This window comes from uncultured Ellagibacter sp., from assembly GCF_934643285.1.
In the GTDB taxonomy this organism is placed as follows: domain Bacteria; phylum Actinomycetota; class Coriobacteriia; order Coriobacteriales; family Eggerthellaceae; genus Ellagibacter.
Window position 1 is genome coordinate 1 of sequence record NZ_CAKUBT010000019.1, and the last position, 21202, is coordinate 21202.

Consider the following 21202-nt stretch of genomic DNA (forward strand, 5'->3'; position numbering starts at 1 on the left):
GACAGCCCCATCGACCCGAAGCTCTACTGCATCAGCGCGCTCACGGGCAAGGGCGTCGACTCGCTCAAGGCCGCTATCGCGACGAAGGTGCACGAGCTGCGCGAGGAAGCGCGCGCGCACGCCGCCGACCAGCCGGAATTCGATCACGTGTGGGAGCACAAGCGCGAGATGCGCGACCGCCGCTTCACCGTGCGCAAGCTCTCCGACGGCGTCTTCCGCGTGGAGGGCGGCCAGGTCGAGCGCATGGTCATCCAGACGGACTGGGAAAACGAGGACGCCATCGCCTTTTTACAGCACCGTTTCAAGCGCATCGGCGTGGAGGACGCGCTCGCGAAGGCGGGTGCCCGCAACGGCGACGAGATTCGCATCGTGGGGCGCGCCTTCGAGTTCGAGTCGGCGACGGCGGATGATGCGTTCGAGGAGCTTGACATCTAATGGACGAGGCCAAGATCGACATTTCCGCAGCGGGCGAGGGCTGTGGCGCCCGCAAGTCGCATGTGGGCCGCGAGCCGCGCGACGCCCGCGAGGGGCAGCTTGCCGCCCATCTGCGTCCGCTTGTGGTTAAGATCGGCTCCTCGACGCTCACCACGTCGGAGAGCAAGATTGACTACGCGTTCCTCGACGACGTCGCCCGCCAGGTGGCACGCGTGCGCGAGGCGGGCTTCTCGCCCATCATCGTGACGAGCGCGGCCATCGCGTGCGGGCTTGAGGCGCTCGGCATCGAGCGGAGGCCCACCGACATGCCGAGCCTTCAGGCGGCGGCATCGGTTGGGCAAAGCGCGCTTTCGGCAGGCTATGCCCGCGCGTTCGCCCAACATGGGATTACCACGTCGCTTGTGCTTTTGACCAGGCGCGACACTGCTGACCGCACGGCGTATCTCCATGCGCGCGACACGCTTTCCCGCTTGCTTGAGATGGGGGTCGTGCCCATCGTGAACGAGAACGACACGGTGTCGGTCGAGCAGATCCGCTTCGGCGACAACGACACGCTCGCGGCGCTCGTGGCATGCCTCGTCGAGGCGGAGCTCATGGTGATTCTCTCCGATATCGACGGGCTCTACGACGCGAATCCGATGAAGGTCGAAGGCGCGCACCTGATCGAGCGCGTCGAACGCATCGACGAGAACATCATGAGCGTTGCGGGGGACGCGGGAAGCGTCGTTGGTTCGGGCGGCATGATCACCAAGATCAAGGCCGCGCGCGTGCTCATGGCGGCGGGCATCCCCATGACTATCTGCCTCGGCCACGCTCCCGATGCCATCGTGCACGCAGCTTTCGGCGACCGCATCGGCACGCGCTTCTCGGCAAGCGAGCGTCCGCACGAGATCACGCCACGCAAGCTGTGGATCGCGCTCGGCGACTCCGCGCGCGGCGCGCTCATCGTCGACGACGGCGCGAAGAACGCGCTGCTTCACCGCGGCAGCTCGCTTCTGTCGGTGGGCATCTCGCGTGTCGAGGGGCGCTTCAACGATGACGACATCGTCGACGTGAAAGACGCGACGGGGCATGTGATCGCCCGCGGTCGCACGGCGTTCTCGAGCGACGAGGTGGAGCTTGCCTGCGGGCGCACGCGCGAGGAGCTCGAGCGCAACCGCCTGCTCGCGGCGTTCGCCGACAAGCCGGTCATCCACCGCGACGAGCTGATTGCCTTCGAGTAGCGATTGAGAACCACCCAGTGAGCTGGGATAACCGAGGGGAACGGGCGAGAGAAAGGTTCAGGCATGTACGAAGAGATTGAGATGCTCGCCAAGCGGGCTCGCACGGCAAGCGTGCGCCTGGCCCAGACGAGCGACGACGAGCGCAACGGCGCCCTGCGCGCCATGGCCCAAGCGCTGCGCGAAAGCGCGCCCGAGGTTCTTAAGGCGAACGCTGCCGACGTGGCTGCTGCACGCGAGAAAGGCACGAAGGAAAGCCTCATCGACCGGCTGCTTCTCACCGACGTGCGCATCGAGGACATGGCCGCCGCGCTCGAGAGCCTCGCCGAGCTTCCCAACCCGCTCGGGCGCACGCTCGAGCAGCGCACCCTCGAGTCGGGAATCCGCCTTGAGCGCGTAAGCGTCCCCTTAGGCGTCGTCGCCGTCGTGTACGAGGCGCGTCCGAACGTGACCGCCGACGCTGCCGGCATCTGCCTGAAGTCGGGAAACGCCTGCATCTTGCGCGGCGGGTCGATGGCGGCCCGCTCGTGTGCCGCCATCGCGCGCGTCCTTTCGGCTGCGGCGGAGCGGGCGGGCATGCCCGAGGGCTCGGTCGGCATCGTCGCCTCGACCGACCGCGCGGCGACCGATGTCCTCATGGGGCTCCACGGCCTGATCGACGTGCTCGTTCCCCGCGGCGGGGCGGGGCTCATCCGCCACTGCGTGGAGACGGCAAAGGTTCCCGTCATCGAGACGGGAACGGGAAACTGCCACGTCTACGTGCACGAATCCGCCGACTTCGACATGGCGCGCGAGATCCTCGTGAACGCGAAGTGCCGTCGCTTCGGGGTCTGCAACGCTTGCGAAACACTGCTCGTCGATACGTCCATCGCGGCCGATTTTCTTCCCAAGGCGCTCTCCGAACTGGCCGATCGCGGGGTGGCGATCCATGCCGACGAGCTGGCCTGCGAGGCTGCGCTTGCCGCAGGGGCCTTGCGCGGGCAGGGGCAAAGCGCGCTGCGCGTCGACCGTGCGAGCGAGCAGGATTGGGAAACCGAATATTTAGGGCCCGAAATTGCAGTGAAGTGCGTCGCGGGCGTCGACGAGGCCATCGCCCACGTGAACCGCTACGGCACGATGCACTCGGAGGCTATCGTGGCGAACCCGGGCGACCCTGCGGGCGCCTCGGCGATCGAGCGCTTCTTAAACGAGGTCGATGCGGCGGCGGTCTACGCGAACGCTTCGACGGCCTTCACGGACGGCGGCATGTTCGGTCTCGGCGCCGAGATCGGCATCTCCACGCAGAAGCTGCACGTGCGCGGTCCCTTCGCGACTGATGGGCTGACCTCGTACAAGTACGTGCTGCGAGGCGACGGCCAGGTGAGGTCCTAGCGCATGGGGGAGGAAACGCTGGCAAGCGAATCGAGCGTGCGCGCGCCGCTGCCCGGCCGGTGTGAGGCGCAGCCCGTCGAGGGGGGCTCGCGTCCCGTCCAGGCGATCCCGCGTCCCAGAGAGGCAGCCTCGCGCCGTTCGCCCGTCGTGAGCGAGGGACTTGACAACTTGGGGGCAAACGGCGCGCCGGCCCGGCTGGGAATCATGGGCGGCACCTTCGACCCCATCCACATCGGGCATCTGGCCTGCGCTGAACAGGTGCGCGAGGCGTACGGGCTCGATGCGGTGGTGTTCATTCCCGCCGGCAGCCCCGTCTTCAAGCGCGACCGCGACGTCTCGCCTGCGGCCGACAGGCTTGCCATGTGCCGCCTCGCGACCGAGAGCAACCCCGCCTTCGACGTGAGCGCGATGGAGATCGAGCGCGGCGGCGACACCTACACCGTCGACACGCTTCGCGAGCTGCGGGCGCACTATCCCGATAACGTCGAGCTCGTGTTCATCACGGGCGCCGACGCGGTCGCGAAGATCTTCCGCTGGCACGAAAGCGAGGCGGTTGCGGGGCTCGCGCGGTTCGTCGCCGTGACGCGCCCGGGGTATACGCTTGACGACGAGATGCGCGCCACCTTCGAGAAAAGTCCCTTCACGGTGGACTTTCTCGAGGTCACGGGGCTGTCGGTCTCCTCAAGCGACCTGCGTCGCCGCGTCAGCGAGGGCAAATCGATCAGATACCTCACCATGTCTCGCGTGCGCGATTACGTATGCGAGCATGGCCTGTACCGAAAGGAGCGTTAAACGGTGGGGAAGGAAAGCGGCGGCGATTTTGCCGAGGTGCTCGGCGAGGCGTTCTTCTGTGAGCGCAAGGCGGAGCTTGCGCAGCGCGTCAGCAAGAAACGCTTCACCCATGTGATGGGCGTGGTCGAGGAGGCAGAAATCCTCGCGCGGGCCTACGGGGTCGACGTGCGCGAGGCCAGGCTTGCAGGCCTTTTGCACGACTGGGACAAGGCCTACGACGACGAAGAAATCCGCGAACGTGCTCGCGAGCTGGGGCTTCAGGTGAACCCGTGGATTTTGGAGCACCAACCGCGCCTTCTGCACGGCCCGACGGCCGCCGCGGCGCTCGGGCGTAAGTTCCCCGCCATCCCCGCGGGCATCTTGCAGGCAATCGAGCGCCACACCACGGGTGAGATCGATATGACGCCGCTCGATATGGTACTCTACTGTGCCGACGCGCTTGAGCCGAACCGCCGTTTCGGGCGCGTTGACGAGCTGCGTGCCCAAATCGGCCGCGTGACGCTCGAGGAGCTCTACGTTGCAGTGCTCGGGTACTGGACGATCCTCATCATCGAGCAAGGAAAGACGCTGCATCCGCGCACGGTGGAAATATGGAACGCCTACGCGGTGAAAAACGAGAAACCGTACATAAACGCAAAGCGAAAGGAGCGCAAGTGAGCGCTAACGAACAGAAAACCTCGCGAGAGCTCGCGATCATCGCCGCCCAGGCGGCCGACGAGAAGAAGGCGACCGACATCCTCGTGCAGGACGTGGCGGAGCTTGTCGGCGAGACCGACTTCTTCGTGATCGTCACGGCGTCGAACAGCCGCCAGGTGAACTCAATCGTCGATGCCATCAAGGAGGACCTGCGGGACAAGGGCGGCGTGAAGCCCTTCCACGTCGAGGGAACGCAGGACGGCTCGTGGTCGCTGCTCGACTACGGCCAGATCGTTGTGCATGTCTTCCAGCCCGAGACGCGCGAGTACTACCGCCTCGAGGAGCTGTGGAACGACGCCCCCGTGCTCGATTTGGCGAAGGAAGCGGGGCTTTGCGACGTCGAGTACTCCGACCGCATCTCGAAGCTTCTGCCCAAGAAGTAGGCAAAAAACTGGCAGGAAATCGGCGGGAACGCGGCGAAATCGCGGCGCGAACGCGACGCGGACACGGCGGGAACCTGGCGCAAACGCGTCGAATCCGCGCCCAATCGTCCGCTGAAACGCGCTCGGTCGTGTGCTGTTTTCTTCGGTATCTTCCCAATTCGCTTTAGTTGCCTGCAGCGCGCCGACAGAAGGTGCGCTGCAGGCTTTTCTTGTTTTCGGGGCGGCATATGGCTGGGCTTATTCCGGGACACGAAGCTGAAAGAGCGCCTGCGGGTGCTAAGGCTGCTTTCGTACATACGGTATGGCGGCACCTCGGTTCGGCGCGTAGACTTGCCGACTGCGGCTTTTGCTTTTGGGAGAGGGATACTAATGTCCGACTTTCTGATGTCGTGCTCATGCAAGGGCCGCCGCCCCAAGAACGTCGCCGCTTCCGTGGTCCATTCCCGCCCACATCTCATAGCGGATCTTCTGCGCTCCCGCGATGTCGCGCGCTTCCTCGTCGCTCCCGCAGGCTTTGGCAAATCGACGGTTGCTGCGGAATATGCGCAGGTCGTCTTCTCGTTTAGGCAAACGTTCTGGGTCAACTGCGAAAGCCCGTGCTTCCTGCGCGACCTTGACGCCGGTATCATCGCATCGCGCGTGGCCGAAATCGGTGGCGCGGGCTCGCTTGTGGTGTTCGACGACCTGCCGCGCATGGACGCCTCGCGGGTCGAGGCGTTTTCCGAGGTCGTCGACGAGCTGCTCGCGGCGGGAAGCGAAGTGCTCGCAACGTGCACGCCAACCTGCGACGCCTATTCCGATCTGCATCGCGACAGGGTGAAGCTCTCAGCGCGCCGTTTTCTGCTTACTGACGATGAGATGAAGCATACTGTGCGGCCGACGGACTCTCCGCATGCAAAATGCCGTGCGGCGTGCGTCGCATGGGGCTCGGACGATGGAGGCCGCCTCGTCGCGGGCATGGCCGCCGAAGAGCCGCCCGCAAGCGTTCTGCTCGCGGCGTTTCTCATGCTGGCGATGGGGGAGGGGAGCCTCTCCGAGCTCGTTCCGCTTGTGGGCGCGCGTCATGCGAGTGAGGCGTTTTCCCTGATAGAAGAGGACTATCCATTCCTCGGCGTAAGCGCTCGGGAAGACTCATTCGATGCTGTTGCCATCGATGTTCCCGTGCTTGCCCAGGGCTTCTCGCGGGCGGTGGACCGGGTCGTCGACGGGTCGACGTGCGGGGACGCGAGCGAGCTTGCGGTATGCATCGCGGCGATGCTCCTCGAACGCGGGGCGGCTGCGCGGGCATGCGCCGTCGTCCGCTCTTTCGCGACGAAGCCCGCCTGTGCGAGCTGGCTTGCCGCCCATGGCGCCGACCTCCTCTCGGCGGCGTGCTTCAAGCCTGCTCACGAGCTCTATGTTTACGCAGGAAAGAACGCGCGCCAGAGCAGAATCCTCCTTGCTGCCGACGAGGCGGTACGTTTGGCCGCGCTCGACGATGCCGCCTGTGCGCTGTTCCTCGCGCGCAAGTTCGCCTTCTCGCGCAGCATCGACCCCGAATCGCGTTCGCGGTTGCTGCTCGTTGCCTCCTGCTTGGGGAGTGACGAGGACCGCCGCCGCGCGGAATCGGTGGCAGCCGAGTTTGCCGCCCGCGCCAAAGTTGGGGGCCCGATCGCTCCCGCTGCCGCGTTATCCCTCATCGCGGCACATGTTGGCAAGGGGGTGATGCCCCTTGCGGAGGCGTGGGGCAAGCTTGTATCGCGCGGCGCGACCGAAAAGCCGCTCGTCTTCGCAGCCGCCTTGGCACTTCGAGCGCTTGTGCAGAAGAAGACGCCGGGCTTCGCGTCGCCTGAGGACGCGCGCGCAGTCGAGCACGTTGCCCTGTGGGCCTGCGACCTTGCCGCGCGCACACCTTCTGACGCCATGTCCTGGCAGTGCGCCTTCTTGGTGATGTCGCTTTCTAGGGCGGTTGAGGAGGGCTCCTTGCCGACGCGTTTCTTGCCCGCCGCAGAGACGCTCGCGGCCGCGCGCGCCATAGAGGCTGCTCGATTCACCGAATGTGCAGCTCACAGGCGTGATTCGCTTCGCGAGGAGCGCGCGCGGGCCGAACGTGAGCGCTCCTCGCGCGACCGTTATGAGGCCCGCCCGATCCGCTCGGAGGTGCCGGGCACGCCTGGAAGCTCGGCCCCGATCCTCTACGTGCGGCTCCTCGGCGGGCTCGACGTGCGCATCGGCGAGCAGCAAGTCGACATGCAGGCGTTCAGCAGGCAGAAAACGAAGACGCTCCTCGCGCTTCTCGTGCTCGCCCGTGGCCGCGAGCTCTCCCGCGAGCGCCTGCTGGAGACGCTTTGGCCCGACAGCCCCCATGGCTGCGCGATCAAGAACTTCTACTCGGTGTGGAGCCAGCTCAAGCGGGGGCTCGACTACGAGGGCACGTGCCCTTATCTCCTTCGCGACCAGGGCGGTGTCCGTCTTGACGCACGGCTTCTGCGAAGCGACGTCGCCGAGCTCGATTCCATTTGCCGCGCCCTAAGCTTCGGCGAGATCGACCTCGATCGTTGGCGGGACCACCTCGAGGCGATTGACGAGTCGTACTCGGGCGACCTTCTGCCGAGTGAAAGCGTCAACGACGACATCGCGGCAGCTCGCAGGCGCCTTCGCATCAATCTCGTCGACTCGCTCGTGTGCGCGTCGGGACGGCTTCTGGAGTCAGGCGAGCCCCGCGCGGCGCTGTGGTTCGCGCGCGAGGCGGCCGGTCGCGACCGCTCTCGCGAGGACGCGTGCGCCGCTCTTATGGAAGCGCAGCTCGGTGCTGGCCAGCGCGCCGCCGCGATCGACACCTACCTCTCGTGCCGAAGGTATCTTGTCGAAGAGCTCGGCATCGACCCGTCGCCGTCAATCGTCGCCTTATACCGCAGCGCGGTCGAGGCCGAGGAGGCGCTCGAGTAGTCGATTCGCGATATTTCCCCATAACAGCATCATTTTTAAGCGAGAATCATAGCATCTGGTCGTGTAGTGGATTTCCCAGGCCCATGCAAGCCTTATGCTAGAGTACAGGAGGTTGCGCGCCGTGCTCTTGCGCGGTGCTCACAAACATAGGGCTCTCTTACGAAAGACGGCATACATGGGTTTCTTATCGAAGCTTCTCACGATGGGCGAGGGCAAGCAGCTCAAGCGCTACCAGGCCATCGTCGATACCATCAACGGCCTTGAGGCCTCAATCAAACCGAAAACCGACGCCGAGCTGCGCGCGTTCTCAGACTCTCTGCGCGAGCGCGCGGCTGCGGGCGAAGACATGGCGGCCCTTCTCCCCGAAGCGTTCGCCGCGGTGCGCGAGGCATCGGTGCGCACGACGGGGCTGCGCCACTTCGACGTGCAGCTCATCGGCGGCATGGCTCTAAACGATGGGCAGATTGCCGAGATGAAGACGGGCGAAGGCAAGACACTCGTGTCCACCCTTGCGGGCTATCTGAACGCGCTTTCGGGCGACAACGTCCATATCGTCACCGTGAACGATTATCTCGCCCGCCGCGACTCCGAGTGGATGGGCCAGATCTACCGCTTCCTCGGCATGGAGGTCGGCCTGATCCAAAACGGCATGCGCCCCGCGCAGAAGATTCCCGCCTACAAGGCCGACGTCACCTACGGCACGAACTCCGAGTTCGGTTTCGACTACCTGCGCGATAACATGGTCACGAGGGCTTCCGCCCGCGTGCAGCGCGGCCACCACTTCGCCGTCGTCGACGAGGTCGACTCCATCCTCATCGACGAGGCGCGAACGCCGCTCATCATCTCGGGCGCGGGCACGCGCGCGGCCGACACCTACAACAAGTTCGCCCGCGTCATGCCGCACCTCGTGCTCGACGAGGACTTCGAGATGGACGAGGCCAAAAAGACGATCAACGCCACCGAGGTCGGCCTTGAGAAGATCGAGTCCGCGCTCGGCATCGACGACATCTACGCCGACCCGTCCGGCCTGCTCGCGAACCATCTGCAGCAAGCCTTAAAGGCGCAGTTCCTCTTCCATCGCGACGTCGATTACGTCGTCGTCGGCGGGGAAGTGAAGATCGTCGACGAGTTCACGGGCCGCATCATGGAGGGCCGCCGCTACTCCGAGGGCCTCCATCAGGCGCTCGAGGCGAAAGAGCATGTGCTCGTTCGCGAAGAGAACCAGACGCTTGCGACCATCACGCTGCAGAACTACTTCCGCCTCTACGAGAAGCTCTCGGGCATGACCGGTACCGCCATGACCGAGGACAAGGAGTTCCGCGAGATCTACAAGCTGCCGGTCGTCGCCATCCCGCCGAACAGGCCCGTCGCCCGTATCGACGAGAATGACCTGGTCTATCGTACGGTCGATGCGAAGTTCAACGCCGTCGCCGACGACGTTGCGGCGCGCCACGAGGCGGGCCAGCCCTGCCTGATCGGCACGGTCTCGATCGAGAGCTCCGAGCGCCTGTCCCGTCTTCTGGACAAGCGCGGCATCAAGCACGAGACCTTGAACGCGAAGAACCACGAGCGCGAGGCGCACATCATCGCGCAGGCCGGCCGCGTGGGCGCGGTGACCATCGCGACCAACATGGCAGGCCGCGGCACGGACATCTTGCTCGGCGGCAACCCCGACGTGCTTGCCGAGGACGTGTTGCGCGAGTGGGGCTTCGACCCCTCGCGCCATATCGACGATGAGCCTGCCGAGGGCGAGGAAATCCCCGAGAACGCAGCCCCCGCACCGTCGGACGAGAAGCGCGAAGAGGCGCTTGTCCGTGCGCGCACCATCTGCAAGCAGGAAAACGAGGAGGTGCTCGCAGCGGGCGGCCTGTGCGTTATCGGCACCGAGCGCCACGAGTCGCGCCGTATCGACAACCAGCTGCGCGGCCGTGCAGGACGCCAGGGCGACCCGGGCACGACGCAGTTCTACCTCTCGCTCGAAGACGACCTCATGCGCCTGTTCGGCGGCAACCGTATGGATTCCATCTCCAGCATGATGGAGAAGACGAACATGCCCGATGACCAGCCCATTCAGGCGTCCATGGTATCGAAGGCGATCGAGAGCGCGCAGCGTCAGGTCGAGACGATGCACTTCGCCGCGCGTAAGAACGTCCTCGAATACGACGACGTCATGAACCTGCAGCGCAAGGTGATCTACGAGGAGCGCAACTCCATCTTGGACGGCAAGGACATGAACGGCCGCATTCCCGGCATCATCTCCGACGCCGCCTCCGCCGTGGTGGAGGAGAACTGCCCCGAGCGCGCCGCGTTCGACGACTGGGACGTGAAGGCGGTCGACACGTGGGCCGCCGGCATGACCGGCAACAACGACTTCCACGTCGCGTCGATCGAGCACGACGATGAGCCGGAAAACGTCGCCGATGCGCTCACCGAGTACCTCGAGGGCATCTACGCCGAGAAGGAGAACCTGCTTGGCGCCGACATGATGCGCAACCTGGAAAGCCAGGTCATGCTGCGTATCATCGACACGCGCTGGATGGCCCACCTCGCCGAGATGGATTACCTGAAAACCGGCATCGGCCTGCGCGCCTTCGCCCAGCGCGACCCGCTCGTCGAGTACAAGAACGAGGCGTACGCCGCCTTCCAGCGCCTGACCGCCAGCATGTACGAGGACTACCTGCGCACGCTTCTGCGCCTGCAGATTGCCGTGAAGCAGGAGCCCATCCCTGAGGAACGAAATCCGCTTGAGGGCCGTTTGAGCTACTCGAAGCCCGAGGACGCGCTCACCGAGTCCGACATCAAGGCGGCGCCGGCAGCAGCGCAGGCCTCCCAGGCTGGTGCAGCTCCCAAGCCCGCCGCGCCGAAGCCCACGACGTATGTCAAGGACAAAGACGACCCCTTCGCGAACGTCGGCCGCAACGATCCTTGCCCCTGCGGCAGCGGCAAGAAGTTCAAGAAGTGCCACGGCATGTACCAGGATTAGCGTTTGCCGTTGTATATGGCGCATCTGCCGTGAGGCGGAAGCTGCCGCCTTGCATTGGGCGCTTCGGCGTGACGCGAGATACAGCTGCCGCCGCGCTTTCTCCAAGCTTTATTGCAAAAGGCCGTTTCCCTAGGGAAACGGCCTTTTTCTCGTGCCTTTTGTGCACGGCTTGCCCTCGCTCAATCGCAACGAAACCGTGCCATTCGTGTATATTCGAAGCAAGTTACACCGTGCCATTCGTGTATAATATTGCACATGCTGACCGTGCCATTCGTGTATATTCGGAGCAAGTTACACCGTGCCATTCGTGCGTGAATGGCATTTTGGCATCAATTGGAGCGAGGGGTGACCATGTTCAAACGCCGTGCATACGATGATCTTCTTCGCTGGAAGCGCGAGTCGAAAGGCACGCGCGCTCTGCTTTTAGAGGGTGCGCGTCGCGTTGGCAAAAGCACGCTTGCAAGGGAGTTTGCCGAAAGGGAATACGCCGCCCATCTGGTCATAGACTTCTCCGAAGCGTCCGATGACCTCAAGATGCTGTTTCGCGACTATCGTGCGGACGTGGATTCCTTCTTCATGTACCTGCAGGCGTTCACGGGCGTTTCGCTGCCGCGCCGAGATTCCCTCATCGTGTTCGACGAGGTGCAGCGCTTCCCGCCTGCACGGGAGTTCATCAAGCAGCTTGTTGCGGACGGTCGGTACGACTATCTCGAAACCGGCTCGCTCATATCCATCCGGCGCAACGTCGAGGGCATCGTCATTCCTTCCGAGGAGACTGCGCTTCGCTTGAATCCGCTGAACTTCGAAGAGTTCCTTTGGGCGGAAGGTGAAGATCAGCTCGCCGCGGCCATCCGCACCTCTTTCGAGGGGAAAACCCCGCTGCCTGAGGCCATCCATCGCAAAGCGGAACGGCTTTTCCGCGAATACATGCTGGTCGGAGGCATGCCTCAGGCGGTTGATGCGTATGTTGCCGAAAAGGATTTCGGAAAAGTGGACAGGGTGAAGCGCGATATCTTGTCGCTGTACCGCGGCGACATCGAGAAGTTCGGCGGCACCGACGCGCTGCGCATCCGTCGCGTGTTCTCGACCTTGCCCGGCCAGCTGGCGCGCCATGAGAAGAAGTTTGTGCTGTCCTCGCTTGACAGCAACGCGCGCAGCAGGGACTATGCGGACGCCTTCTTCTGGCTAGCGGATGCGTGCATAAGCGCCACGTGTATCGGTGTCGATGACCCGTCGGTGGGCCTCGCGGCAACCGCCGACGAGGGAACGTTCAAGTGCTATATGGCCGACACGGGGCTTTTGATCTGCCAGCTTTTCGCCGACAATGCCGAGACCCCCCACGAGCTTTACCGCGACATTCTGCTGGGAAAACTCGAGATCAACGAGGGCATGTTCACGGAAAACGTGGTGGCGCAGCAGCTCGCCTCGAACGGGCATGGGCTGTACTTCTACTCGAAGCGCGACCGCGAGAACAGCGCAAACACCATGGAAATCGACTTCTTGATCACGGCTGGTTACGATGACGCTGCCGGGCGCATGCGCGTCTCGCCTATTGAGGTGAAGTCGACGAAGCGCTATGGCGCGAAATCGCTCGAGAAGTTCAAAACCAAGTTCGGCTCGCGTGCGGGCCTGCGGTATATTCTGCATCCGAAACCCGTGCAGGTGGAGGGCGACCTCGCGCGCCTGCCGTTGTACATGGCGCATCTGCTGTAAGGCGGTGGCCGTCTGGTGCATTGGGCGCTCCGGCGTGATGCGAGATGCGGTGGCCGCCCCCATCGCCCGTCATCGCCCGCTGTCGCCTGCCGCCGTCTCGTACTGCCGTCGCATTCTGCCGTCCGTCCGCGAAGAAACTATGCACGACGCGCTCCGTCATATACGGCGGGGCGTTTTTGCTGGTAACATAAACAAGCTATGGCTGACAAAGAATTGATAGAACACATCGACATCGCCGCACAGCGCGTTGCCGACTCGCATGCGTACCTGCACATCGACGACAAGACGGTCGAGCTGCAGAGGCTCGATGCCCAAATTGCCTCGCCGGGCTTTTGGGACGATGCGTCGCGCGCGCAGAGCATCTCGAAGCAGGCGTCGAACTTGCGCGATGTTATCGCCGAATACGACGGCGCCTGCGCGCTGCTCGACGACGTGCGTGCGGCGGCAGAGCTCGCAGACGAAGACGAGTCGTTCGCCGAGGAGGCAAAATCCCTGCTCGCGAGGCTCGATGAGGAGCTCGATGGGCTTGAAGTCTCCTCGTGGTTCTCCGGCCGCTTCGACGCGGGCGACGCTATTCTGTCGGTCAACCCGGGATCGGGCGGGCTTGAGGCGCAGGACTGGACCGAGATGCTCTACAAGATGTATCTGCGCTACGCCGAGGACAAGGGGTGGAAAGTCACCGTGCTCGATGCGGTTCCCGGCGAGGGCATCGGCCTTGACAAGGCGACTATCCAGATCGAGGGGCGAAACGTCTACGGCATGCTCACAAGCGAAAACGGTGTCCACCGCCTCGTTCGCATCTCCCCGACCGATGACAAGAAGCGCCGCCATACCACGTTCGCGAGCGTGGAGGTGCTCCCCGTCCTTCCCGACGACATCGAGGTCGACTTGAACCCCGCCGACGTGCGCGTCGACGTGTACCGCTCAAGCGGCCCTGGCGGGCAGTGCGTGAACACGACCGACTCCGCCGTGCGTCTGACCCATATTCCCACAGGAATCGTTGTGACCTGCCAAAACGAGAAATCGCAGCTGCAGAACAAGGAATCCGCCTTCCGCGTGCTGCGCGCCAAGCTCTACGAAATCGAGCAGCGCAAGCGCGAGGAGCAGATTGACGAGCTGCGCGGCGAACGCATGGAAAACTCGTTCGGCAGCCAAATCCGCAACTACGTGTTGTATCCTTATCAGCTGGTGAAAGACCTGCGCAGCGGCGTTGAGACGAGCAATGTTGACGCTGTGCTCGCGGGCGATATCGAGCAATTCGTGATCGGTTATCACAAGTGGCGAGTTTCGCAATAAAGAAAGGACTGCAATGACCGACCTTACGCGTGTGGCGACAGATCTGCGCTGCGACATTCTGCGCATGATCGCGGAAGCGAAAAGCGGGCATCCGGGGGGATCGCTGTCGTGCACCGACATATTGACGTCGCTGTACTTCGGCGGTGTGCTCAAGCACGACCCGAAAAATCCCAAGATGGAGGGTCGCGACTGGTTCTTTTTGGCAAAGGGCCACGCGGCGCCGGCGCTCTACGCCGCGCTCGCCCATGCGGGCTATTTCCCCGTTGAGGAGCTTATGACGCTTCGCAAGCTGGGAACGCGCCTGCAGGGCCATCCCGACTGCAACCTCTGCCCGGGCGTTGAGGTGTCCACGGGCTCCTTGGGCCAGGGCCTCTCCATTGCCGCAGGCGCAGCGTGCGGCCTTGCGCTCGACGGCAAAGAGGGCTCGGTCTTCGCGCTTCTCGGCGACGGCGAATGCGAGGAAGGCCAGGTGTGGGAGGCGGCCATGTTCTCCGCGCACCGCAAGCTCGACAACCTCACGGCCATCATCGACCACAACGGTCTGCAGATCGACGGCAAGGTGACCGAGGTGTGCAGCCCTGAGGATCTGGGTGTGAAGTTCGAGGCGTTCGGATGGGACGTCCATCACGTCAACGGCCACGACATCGACGCGCTCATCGAGGTGCTCACCGCCTGCAAGAACTCTCGCGACGGGAAGCCCCATGCCGTCATCGCCGAGACGGTGAAGGGCAAGGGCGTGTCGTTTATGGAGAACGAGGCTGGCTGGCACGGCAAGGCGCCGTCCGCCGAGCAGCTTGAAGCCGCGCTCGCCGAGCTTGAAGCGGCGCGTGATGAGGAGGTTTGCCGTGGTTAAGCTCGCAAGCGCCGAAATGGCCGAAAAGAAACTCGCGACTCGCGCCGCCTTCGGTGCGACGCTCGCCGAACTTGCGGAGGAGGGCGTGCCCGTCGTCGCGGTCGACGCCGACCTCACCGGTTCCACCACCACCAAGAAGTTCGCCGCTGCCGCGCCCGAGAACGCCGACAAGCTTTTCAACTGCGGTATCGCCGAGCAGAACATGATTGACGTGGCAGCTGGCCTTGCCCTTACGGGTCATGTCGCCTACACGGGGTCCTTCGCCGTGTTCGGCACCGGCCGTGCTTACGACCAGATTCGCAACACCGTGTGCTATAGCAACCTCGATGTGAAGATCTGCCCGACGCACGCAGGTGTCTCGGTCGGTCCCGACGGCGGCTCGCATCAGATGCTTGAGGACGTCTCGCTCATGCGCGGGCTGCCCAACATGCGCGTGCTCGTTCCCGCCGACTACGCCGCCGCGCGCGCCGCTATTAAGCTCGCTGCGAAGACGCCGGGTCCGGTGTACGTGCGCATGGGCCGCGCTGCCGTGCCCTGCGTCTACGACGACGACGTCGAGCTCGAGCTCGGGCGCGCCTACGTGCTGCGCGAAGGTACCGACGCGACCGTCGTCGCCTGCGGCGTGGAAATCCGCGAAGCGCTCGCCGCGGCGGACGCGCTCGCCGAAGAGGGCATCTCCATCGAGGTCATCGACGCGTTCTCGGTGAAGCCGCTCGACGAGGACACCATCACGGCGAGCGTTGCGAAGACGGGTTGCTGCGTGGTCGCCGAGGAGCACAGCGTGCACGGCGGCCTTGGTTCCGCCGTGGCGGAGTGCCTCGCCCGCAAAAACCCCGCTCCCTGCGAGTTCGTGGGCGTTGAGGACCGCTTCGGCAAGTCCGGCGAGTTCGAAGAGCTGCTGGGCTATTTCAACCTCGACGCTGCAGCGATTGTCGAAGCCGTGAAGCGCGCCATGGGTCGCAAGTAACTTCGCGGGCGGCGGTTCCCTCATGGGGCCGATTGCATTTCATGAAAGAAGGGCGCATCTCCAGTAGGAGGTGCGCCCTTGTGGTTTTTGCGCAAGCGTGAGCTGGGACGGTGGCGCGCGGGATGCATTACTACTAGAATTGGACTGTCTCAGTACATCACTATTCGAACGGAGCAAACTGTGACAGATGTTTCCAGCCGCGGGAACGCCTCGCGTCCCGCTGCCCAGTCGGGTGCACCGCGCCCGCGTTCGAGGGCGGGGGCTCACAGCCGTCAGGCTCAGGCCACCCAGCAGCTCTCCCAGTCGCTTCCCGTGCTCGATGTCGCGGACACGCCTCAGCAAACGTCGTCCCCCGTCATCACCTTCGACCACGTCACGAAGATCTACCCGGCGCAGCCGAACAAGCCGGCGCTTTCCGACATCTCCCTGCAGATCTACGCGGGCGAGTTCATCTTTCTTGTCGGCCATTCGGGTTCCGGCAAGACCACGTTCATCCGCATGCTGATCCACGAGGTCACGCCTACGGAAGGCCACATCTACATCGCGAACGAGGATTTGACGACCATGCGCAACTGGCGCGTGCCGTACCTGCGTCGCAACATCGGCTGCGTGTTCCAGGACTTCAAGCTTCTGCCGAACAAGACGGTCTTCGAGAACGTCGCCTTCGCGCTTGAGGTTATCGGCAAGTCGCGCCACGTCATCAAGACGCAGGTGCCCGAGGTCCTTCGCCTCGTCGGCCTGCAGGACAAGCTGAACAAGCGCCCTGACCAGCTCTCCGGCGGCGAGCAGCAGCGCGTCTCCATCGCGCGCGCCATCGTGAACCGCCCGCCGCTGCTCATCTGCGACGAGCCCACGGGCAACCTCGACCCGCAAACCTCGCGCGGCATCATGGACCTGCTCGAGCGCATCAACCGCACGGGCACCACGGTGCTCGTGGCCACCCATGACCGCGAGATGGTCGACAACATGCGCCGTCGCGTCATAGCGCTCGATCGCGGCCGCCTTACCCGCGACCAGGACAGGGGGGTGTACGGTTTCGATGCGTAGTCTCGGTTACTTCTTCAAGGAGTCGCTGCACGGGTTCACGCGCAACCTCTCCACCACCTTGGGTTCCATCGTCACGATTTTCCTCTCGCTGCTCATCATCGGCATCTTCCTGGTGGGCGGCGTTGTGGTGAACAACGTCATGTCGTCGGTCGAGAACGAGGTCGGCATCTCGGCCTTCATCTCCGATGACGCCTCGCAGTCCGATATCGACAAGGTCGAGGACTTCATCCGCGGCATCGACGGCGTCGCATCGGTCGACTTCACCACGAAAGACCAGGCGCTCGAGAACTTCAAGGCCACGTCGAACTCCGACATCATCGACGCGCTCGACGGGCAGAACCCGCTGCCCGCCTCCATCGAGGTCGAGCTTTCCGACCCGAAGCTCGTCGAGGATGTGGCGAGCCAAATCGAGCAGAACTCCACGTTCGCTTCTATCTGCGGCTACGATTCGCCTTCCGAGTCGCTTAAGTACGGCCAGAAGTCGGTCGCGCAGCTCTTCCAGCTGACGACCTACGTCCGCTATATCGGCATCGCGCTCATCGTGCTGCTCATCTTCATCGCGCTCGTGTTCATCAACAACACGATTCGCCTGGCCATCCTTGCGCGCCGCAAGGAAATCGCCATCATGCGCCTCGTCGGCGCGTCGAACGGCTTCATCCGCGGGCCCTTCCTCATGGAAGGTTCGCTGCACGCAATCATCGGCTCGCTGTTCGCGGTCGGCGTGCTCGAGCTTTTGCGCAACCTGGCGCTGCCGAAGCTCGCGGGTGCGCTCAAGTTCCTCGCGATCGACGTGAACGCCGGCACCTTCGCGATCATCTACGTTGCACTCGTGATCGCGGGCCTGATCATCGGCCTGTTCGGTTCGGCGCTCGCAATGCGCCGCTACCTCAAGGTGTAGAAAGCGCGAACGAGATAGATTCCCATGGCGAAGCACGGTGATACCAAGCAGCGCGCGGCGATGGCCGAGCGCGAGCACAGACGAAACAAGCGCATCCTGCGCCTGCTGTGCTTCGTCGTGGCCATTGCTGTGGCCTTCGTCGCCGGGTTCGCTCTGCGCAGCCAGGACCAGTTCCTCGCCTCGCTCGGGTTCTCCATCCCCGGCGTTCAGAAAGCCGGCACCCAGGCGACGGATGTGAAGAAGTCCCCCTACGATTCCATTTCCGCTCGCTTGAGCGAAGTCGAGGACGTCCTCGCGAAGAGCGACCTCAACGGCTACGACCTCGATGAGGCGACCAAGGAAGTGTTTAAGGGCTTCTCGAACGCATGCGACGACAAGTACTTCGAGTACCTTGATCCGTCGCGCTATGCGTCCTTCGTGAAGGACAGCTCCGATGGCGCCTACAACGGCGTCGGCGTTCTGTTCTCGGACTATAACGGCCGCGCCCTTGTCTCCGACGTGTTCACGGGCTCCGCTGCCGAGGCGGCCGGCGTCCAGCAGGGCGACGTGCTGATCGGCATCGACGGTGACACCTCGCACGACTGGTCGGTCACCGAGGCTATTAGCGGCCTTTCTCGCAACGCTGGCGAGACGGTCGTGGTCACGTGGATGCGGCCCTCTTCGGTCGGCGCCGAGACAGGCACGTCCTACACCACCGCTCTCACGTGCTCTTCGTACAAGGAGCAAAACGTCACGTACTCGCTCGACGGCACGGTCGGCTACATCAGGGTGCGCCAGATCACGCAGGACACCGCCGACACCGTCTCCGCGGCGCTTACCGACCTGATCGAGCAGGGGGCGACGTCGTTCGTCATGGATCTGCGCGACAACCCAGGCGGCTATCTCACGCAAGCGGTCGATGTGGCGAATCTCTTCATCAAGACGGGCGTTGTCGTCGAGGTGCAGACTTCCACGGGAACTTCCCCGAAGTCCGCTTCCGGGAAAACGGTAACCGATCTGCCCCTCGTCGTGCTCACGAACGGCTATACCTCAGGTGCTGCCGAGGTGCTCGCCGCTGCGCTTCAGGATAACCAGCGCGCCACCATTGTCGGTGAGACCACGATCGGCAAGGGTTCCGTGCAGGTCGTGCACGAGCTTTCGTTCGGCGGGGCGATCCGCTACACCGCTGGCTACTACAAAAGCCCGCTCGGCCACGACATCGACGGCGTCGGCGTGATTCCCGACATCGCCATCTCCTCAAGCGAAGGTGGCACTGACCCGCAGCTTGTTCTCGCCGTCGAGACCGCGCAAAACAAGGAGAAAGCCTAGAGGCGCATGCCCCGTTCCAAGAACCACACGCGACGGGTCGCTCGCTCGCGCCCGCGTGGCATCATGCAATTGAATCCTGAAGGCTACGGCTTCGTTCGCACGTCAGAAGGTGAGTTTTTCGTTCCCCACGCTAAGCTCGGAGGCGCCTTCGACGGCGATTTGGTCGAGGTTGCCCCGCTGCCCGCGAATGCCTCGAAGGGCCGCTCGCGAGAAGGTTCTGGCAGCAGTCGCTATGGCCACAAGCGGGCTGCGCGCGTCGTCTCGGTGATCGAGCGCGCCCATGAGGTCGTCGTCGGCAGGTTCGAGGCGGCCGAGCCATTCGGCGTCGTCGTGCCCCTCGACCCGCATATCCCCTACGATATCTTCACCCAGCTCTCCGAGGCCCCCGATGTGGAAGACGGCGCGATTGTCCGCGTTCGTATCGCGCAGTTCCCCTCCCGCAATTCCGCGGCGACGGGGCATATCGAGAAAGTGCTCGAACATGTCGACGGGCTCGACGAGGGAGTTGATGCCGTCGTCGCCCGCCATAAGTTCGAGACGGCTTTCTCCGACGCTGCGCTCGCGGAGGCGCGCGGTGCCTCGATCGACGAGGTTGGGGCGCTTGCGTCGGGTTATCGGGACTTGCGCGAGCGTTTCGTGTTCACCATCGACCCTGATGATGCACGGGATTTCGATGACGCTCTCTCCATCGAGCAGGTGGAAGACCAGGGCCGCTTGCTCTGGCGCATCGGCGTGCACATCGCCGACGTCTCGCATTACGTGGAATGGGGGAGCGCGCTCGATCTGGCCGCGCGGCGCCGTGCCACGAGCGTGTATTTGGTCGATCGGGTGATCCCGATGATTCCCGAGGAGCTTTCGTGCGGGCTGTGCTCGCTCGCCCCGGGCGAGCTGCGACGCTCTATGACAGTCGATTTGTATGTCGACGAGCGGGCACAGCTTGTGCGCTACGAGATCTACCCTGCGCTCATCTGCTCGAACGCGCGTCTGACCTACGGCGAGGCACTCGAAATGCTCGGAGGGGAAGGCGAACCTGTGACATTTGAGGGCGGGAAGCATACTCCGTGCTCAGACAGTCCTGCTTTGGAGAACAGCCCACTGGGCTGTTCTCGTCGTGCGGAACTGCGCGCGGAGCATGCTTCCCGCCCTCATTCGGAGATTGAAGACCAGCCTGTCGCTGTCGAAGGACTCTATCGTGCTACGGTTCCCGAGAATGCGGGGCGTGCTCCGCGCGCAGTTCCGCAGCGCAGCGAGGATTGTTTGAGCACGGAGTATGCCCCGCGTTCTCAGGAACAACGGGAGACTTCCCTTCGAAAGCGTCTTCGCCAGTTGTCGCGCCTCGCCTCGCTTCGACATGCGCAGCGCGAGCGCAAGGGCGGCATCGACTTCGACCAGCCCGAGGCGCGCGTGATGCTCGACGAGGCGGGCAGGCCGCGCGGCGTCGAGCTTCGTCGGAAAAACGCTGCGACATCGCTTGTCGAGGAGATGATGATCTGGGCAAACGAGGTCGTCGCCGAGCATCTCGCCAAGGCGAAATCCCCCTGCGTCTACCGCGTTCATGAGGCGCCCGACCTGGAGGGGCTTGCGCAGCTCGTGCCCATCTTCGAGGAGTTCTCCTGGTTCGAGAAGATCGATCCCGTGGGATTTTTCACGGGAAGCCAGCACGTGCTCCAGCAGGCGGTTTCCGCGTCGCGCGGGCGCGCCGAGGGAGAGCTCGTCTCGTCGCTCGTGCTGCGCTCGATGAAGCGCGCGGTCTATCGCGAGAAGAACTGCGGCCATTATGGCCTTGCGAGTGCGACGTACTGCCATTTTACGAGTCCCATCAGGCGCTATCCCGATCTTATGGTGCACCGCATGCTGAAAGCCGAGCTCTTCGGGCGCCCCGAGAAGTTCGACCAGATGACGACGAACCTCGGTTGGATCTGCGAGCATTCATCGGGAATGGAGCGCGAGGCGGACGATGCCCAGCGCGAATCCGAGGAGCTCAAGCTGGCGGAATATCTGCAGCAGTTCGTGGGGCAATCGTTTTCCGCTATCGTGTCAGGTGTGTCGCAGGGCGGTCTGTATGCGCGCCTCGAGAATACGGCAGAGGGCTTTATCCCCGTTCGCACGCTTGGCGATGACTACTTCAGCTTCGATGCGACGCGCTATACGCTCACGGGCGAGGAAACGGGTGTGCGCTACCGGCTTGGGCAGCGCATCGCCGTGGTCCTCTTCGCGGTCGATCCTCGTGTTCCCCAAATTGACCTCAGGCTTGCGCAAGGGACAAGGCGATAATCGGGGCTCGCCGGCCGCTCCGCCACTTTCCCGAAGTT

Annotated in this window: 16 protein-coding genes; all 16 read left to right on the top strand. The window is 63.8% G+C overall.

Going from position 1 to position 21202, the window contains the following annotated elements:
- The coding region (gene cgtA / locus Q0I65_RS07870; protein WP_296062069.1) for an Obg family GTPase CgtA at positions 1 to 435 on the top strand (435 nt) is incomplete at its 5' end.
- Positions 435 to 1658, top strand: coding sequence for a glutamate 5-kinase (gene proB, locus Q0I65_RS07875; protein WP_296062074.1), 1224 nt, complete (start codon positions 435 to 437; stop codon positions 1656 to 1658). The genes cgtA and proB, both read left to right, overlap by 1 nt.
- Before the next feature lie 63 nt (positions 1659 to 1721).
- Positions 1722 to 3026, top strand: coding sequence for a glutamate-5-semialdehyde dehydrogenase (locus Q0I65_RS07880; protein ID WP_296062087.1), 1305 nt, complete (start codon positions 1722 to 1724; stop codon positions 3024 to 3026).
- A 3-nt stretch (positions 3027 to 3029) separates the two neighbouring features.
- On the top strand, positions 3030 to 3818 hold the full coding sequence (nadD, locus tag Q0I65_RS07885) for a nicotinate-nucleotide adenylyltransferase (protein WP_296062089.1): 789 nt from the start codon (positions 3030 to 3032) through the stop codon (positions 3816 to 3818).
- A 3-nt stretch (positions 3819 to 3821) separates the two neighbouring features.
- A complete protein-coding gene (yqeK, locus tag Q0I65_RS07890) occupies positions 3822 to 4475 on the top strand; it encodes a bis(5'-nucleosyl)-tetraphosphatase (symmetrical) YqeK (RefSeq protein ID WP_296062091.1) in 654 nt (217 codons plus the stop codon).
- Positions 4472 to 4897, top strand: coding sequence for a ribosome silencing factor (gene rsfS / locus Q0I65_RS07895; RefSeq protein ID WP_158048950.1), 426 nt, complete (start codon positions 4472 to 4474; stop codon positions 4895 to 4897). The genes yqeK and rsfS overlap by 4 nt, the downstream gene beginning before the upstream one ends.
- Positions 4898 to 5266: 369 nt before the next feature.
- Complete coding sequence (locus Q0I65_RS07900; RefSeq protein ID WP_296062096.1) at positions 5267 to 7825, top strand: BTAD domain-containing putative transcriptional regulator; 2559 nt, start codon at positions 5267 to 5269, stop codon at positions 7823 to 7825.
- 175 nt (positions 7826 to 8000) lie between these two features.
- A complete protein-coding gene (gene secA, locus Q0I65_RS07905; RefSeq protein ID WP_296062099.1) occupies positions 8001 to 10808 on the top strand; it encodes a preprotein translocase subunit SecA in 2808 nt (935 codons plus the stop codon).
- 351 nt (positions 10809 to 11159) lie between these two features.
- A complete protein-coding gene (locus Q0I65_RS07910; protein ID WP_296062102.1) occupies positions 11160 to 12521 on the top strand; it encodes an AAA family ATPase in 1362 nt (453 codons plus the stop codon).
- 198 nt (positions 12522 to 12719) lie between these two features.
- Positions 12720 to 13817 carry a peptide chain release factor 2 gene (prfB, locus tag Q0I65_RS07915; RefSeq protein ID WP_296062104.1) on the top strand — a complete coding sequence of 366 codons (1098 nt, stop codon included), beginning with the start codon at positions 12720 to 12722 and terminating at the stop codon, positions 13815 to 13817.
- A 13-nt stretch (positions 13818 to 13830) separates the two neighbouring features.
- A complete protein-coding gene (locus Q0I65_RS07920) occupies positions 13831 to 14670 on the top strand; it encodes a transketolase (protein ID WP_296062107.1) in 840 nt (279 codons plus the stop codon).
- A 16-nt stretch (positions 14671 to 14686) separates the two neighbouring features.
- Positions 14687 to 15637 (top strand): transketolase C-terminal domain-containing protein, encoded by a 951-nt coding sequence (locus Q0I65_RS07925; RefSeq protein WP_296062110.1) that lies wholly within the window; start codon positions 14687 to 14689, stop codon positions 15635 to 15637.
- Positions 15638 to 15949: 312 nt separating this feature from the next.
- Positions 15950 to 16684, top strand: a complete 735-nt coding sequence (gene ftsE / locus Q0I65_RS07930) for a cell division ATP-binding protein FtsE (protein ID WP_346770621.1) — start codon at positions 15950 to 15952, stop codon at positions 16682 to 16684.
- Positions 16677 to 17582: a permease-like cell division protein FtsX gene (gene ftsX / locus Q0I65_RS07935; RefSeq protein WP_296062112.1), complete on the top strand. Its 906-nt coding sequence runs from the start codon at positions 16677 to 16679 to the stop codon at positions 17580 to 17582. Before ftsE ends, ftsX begins: the two co-directional genes overlap by 8 nt.
- A gap of 24 nt (positions 17583 to 17606) precedes the next feature.
- The gene (locus tag Q0I65_RS07940) at positions 17607 to 18890 is read left to right on the top strand and encodes a S41 family peptidase (RefSeq protein WP_296062114.1); all 1284 of its coding nucleotides are present in this window, start codon (positions 17607 to 17609) and stop codon (positions 18888 to 18890) included.
- A 6-nt stretch (positions 18891 to 18896) separates the two neighbouring features.
- Positions 18897 to 21164: an RNB domain-containing ribonuclease gene (locus Q0I65_RS07945; protein ID WP_296062116.1), complete on the top strand. Its 2268-nt coding sequence runs from the start codon at positions 18897 to 18899 to the stop codon at positions 21162 to 21164.
- Positions 21165 to 21202: the final 38 nt, after the last annotated feature.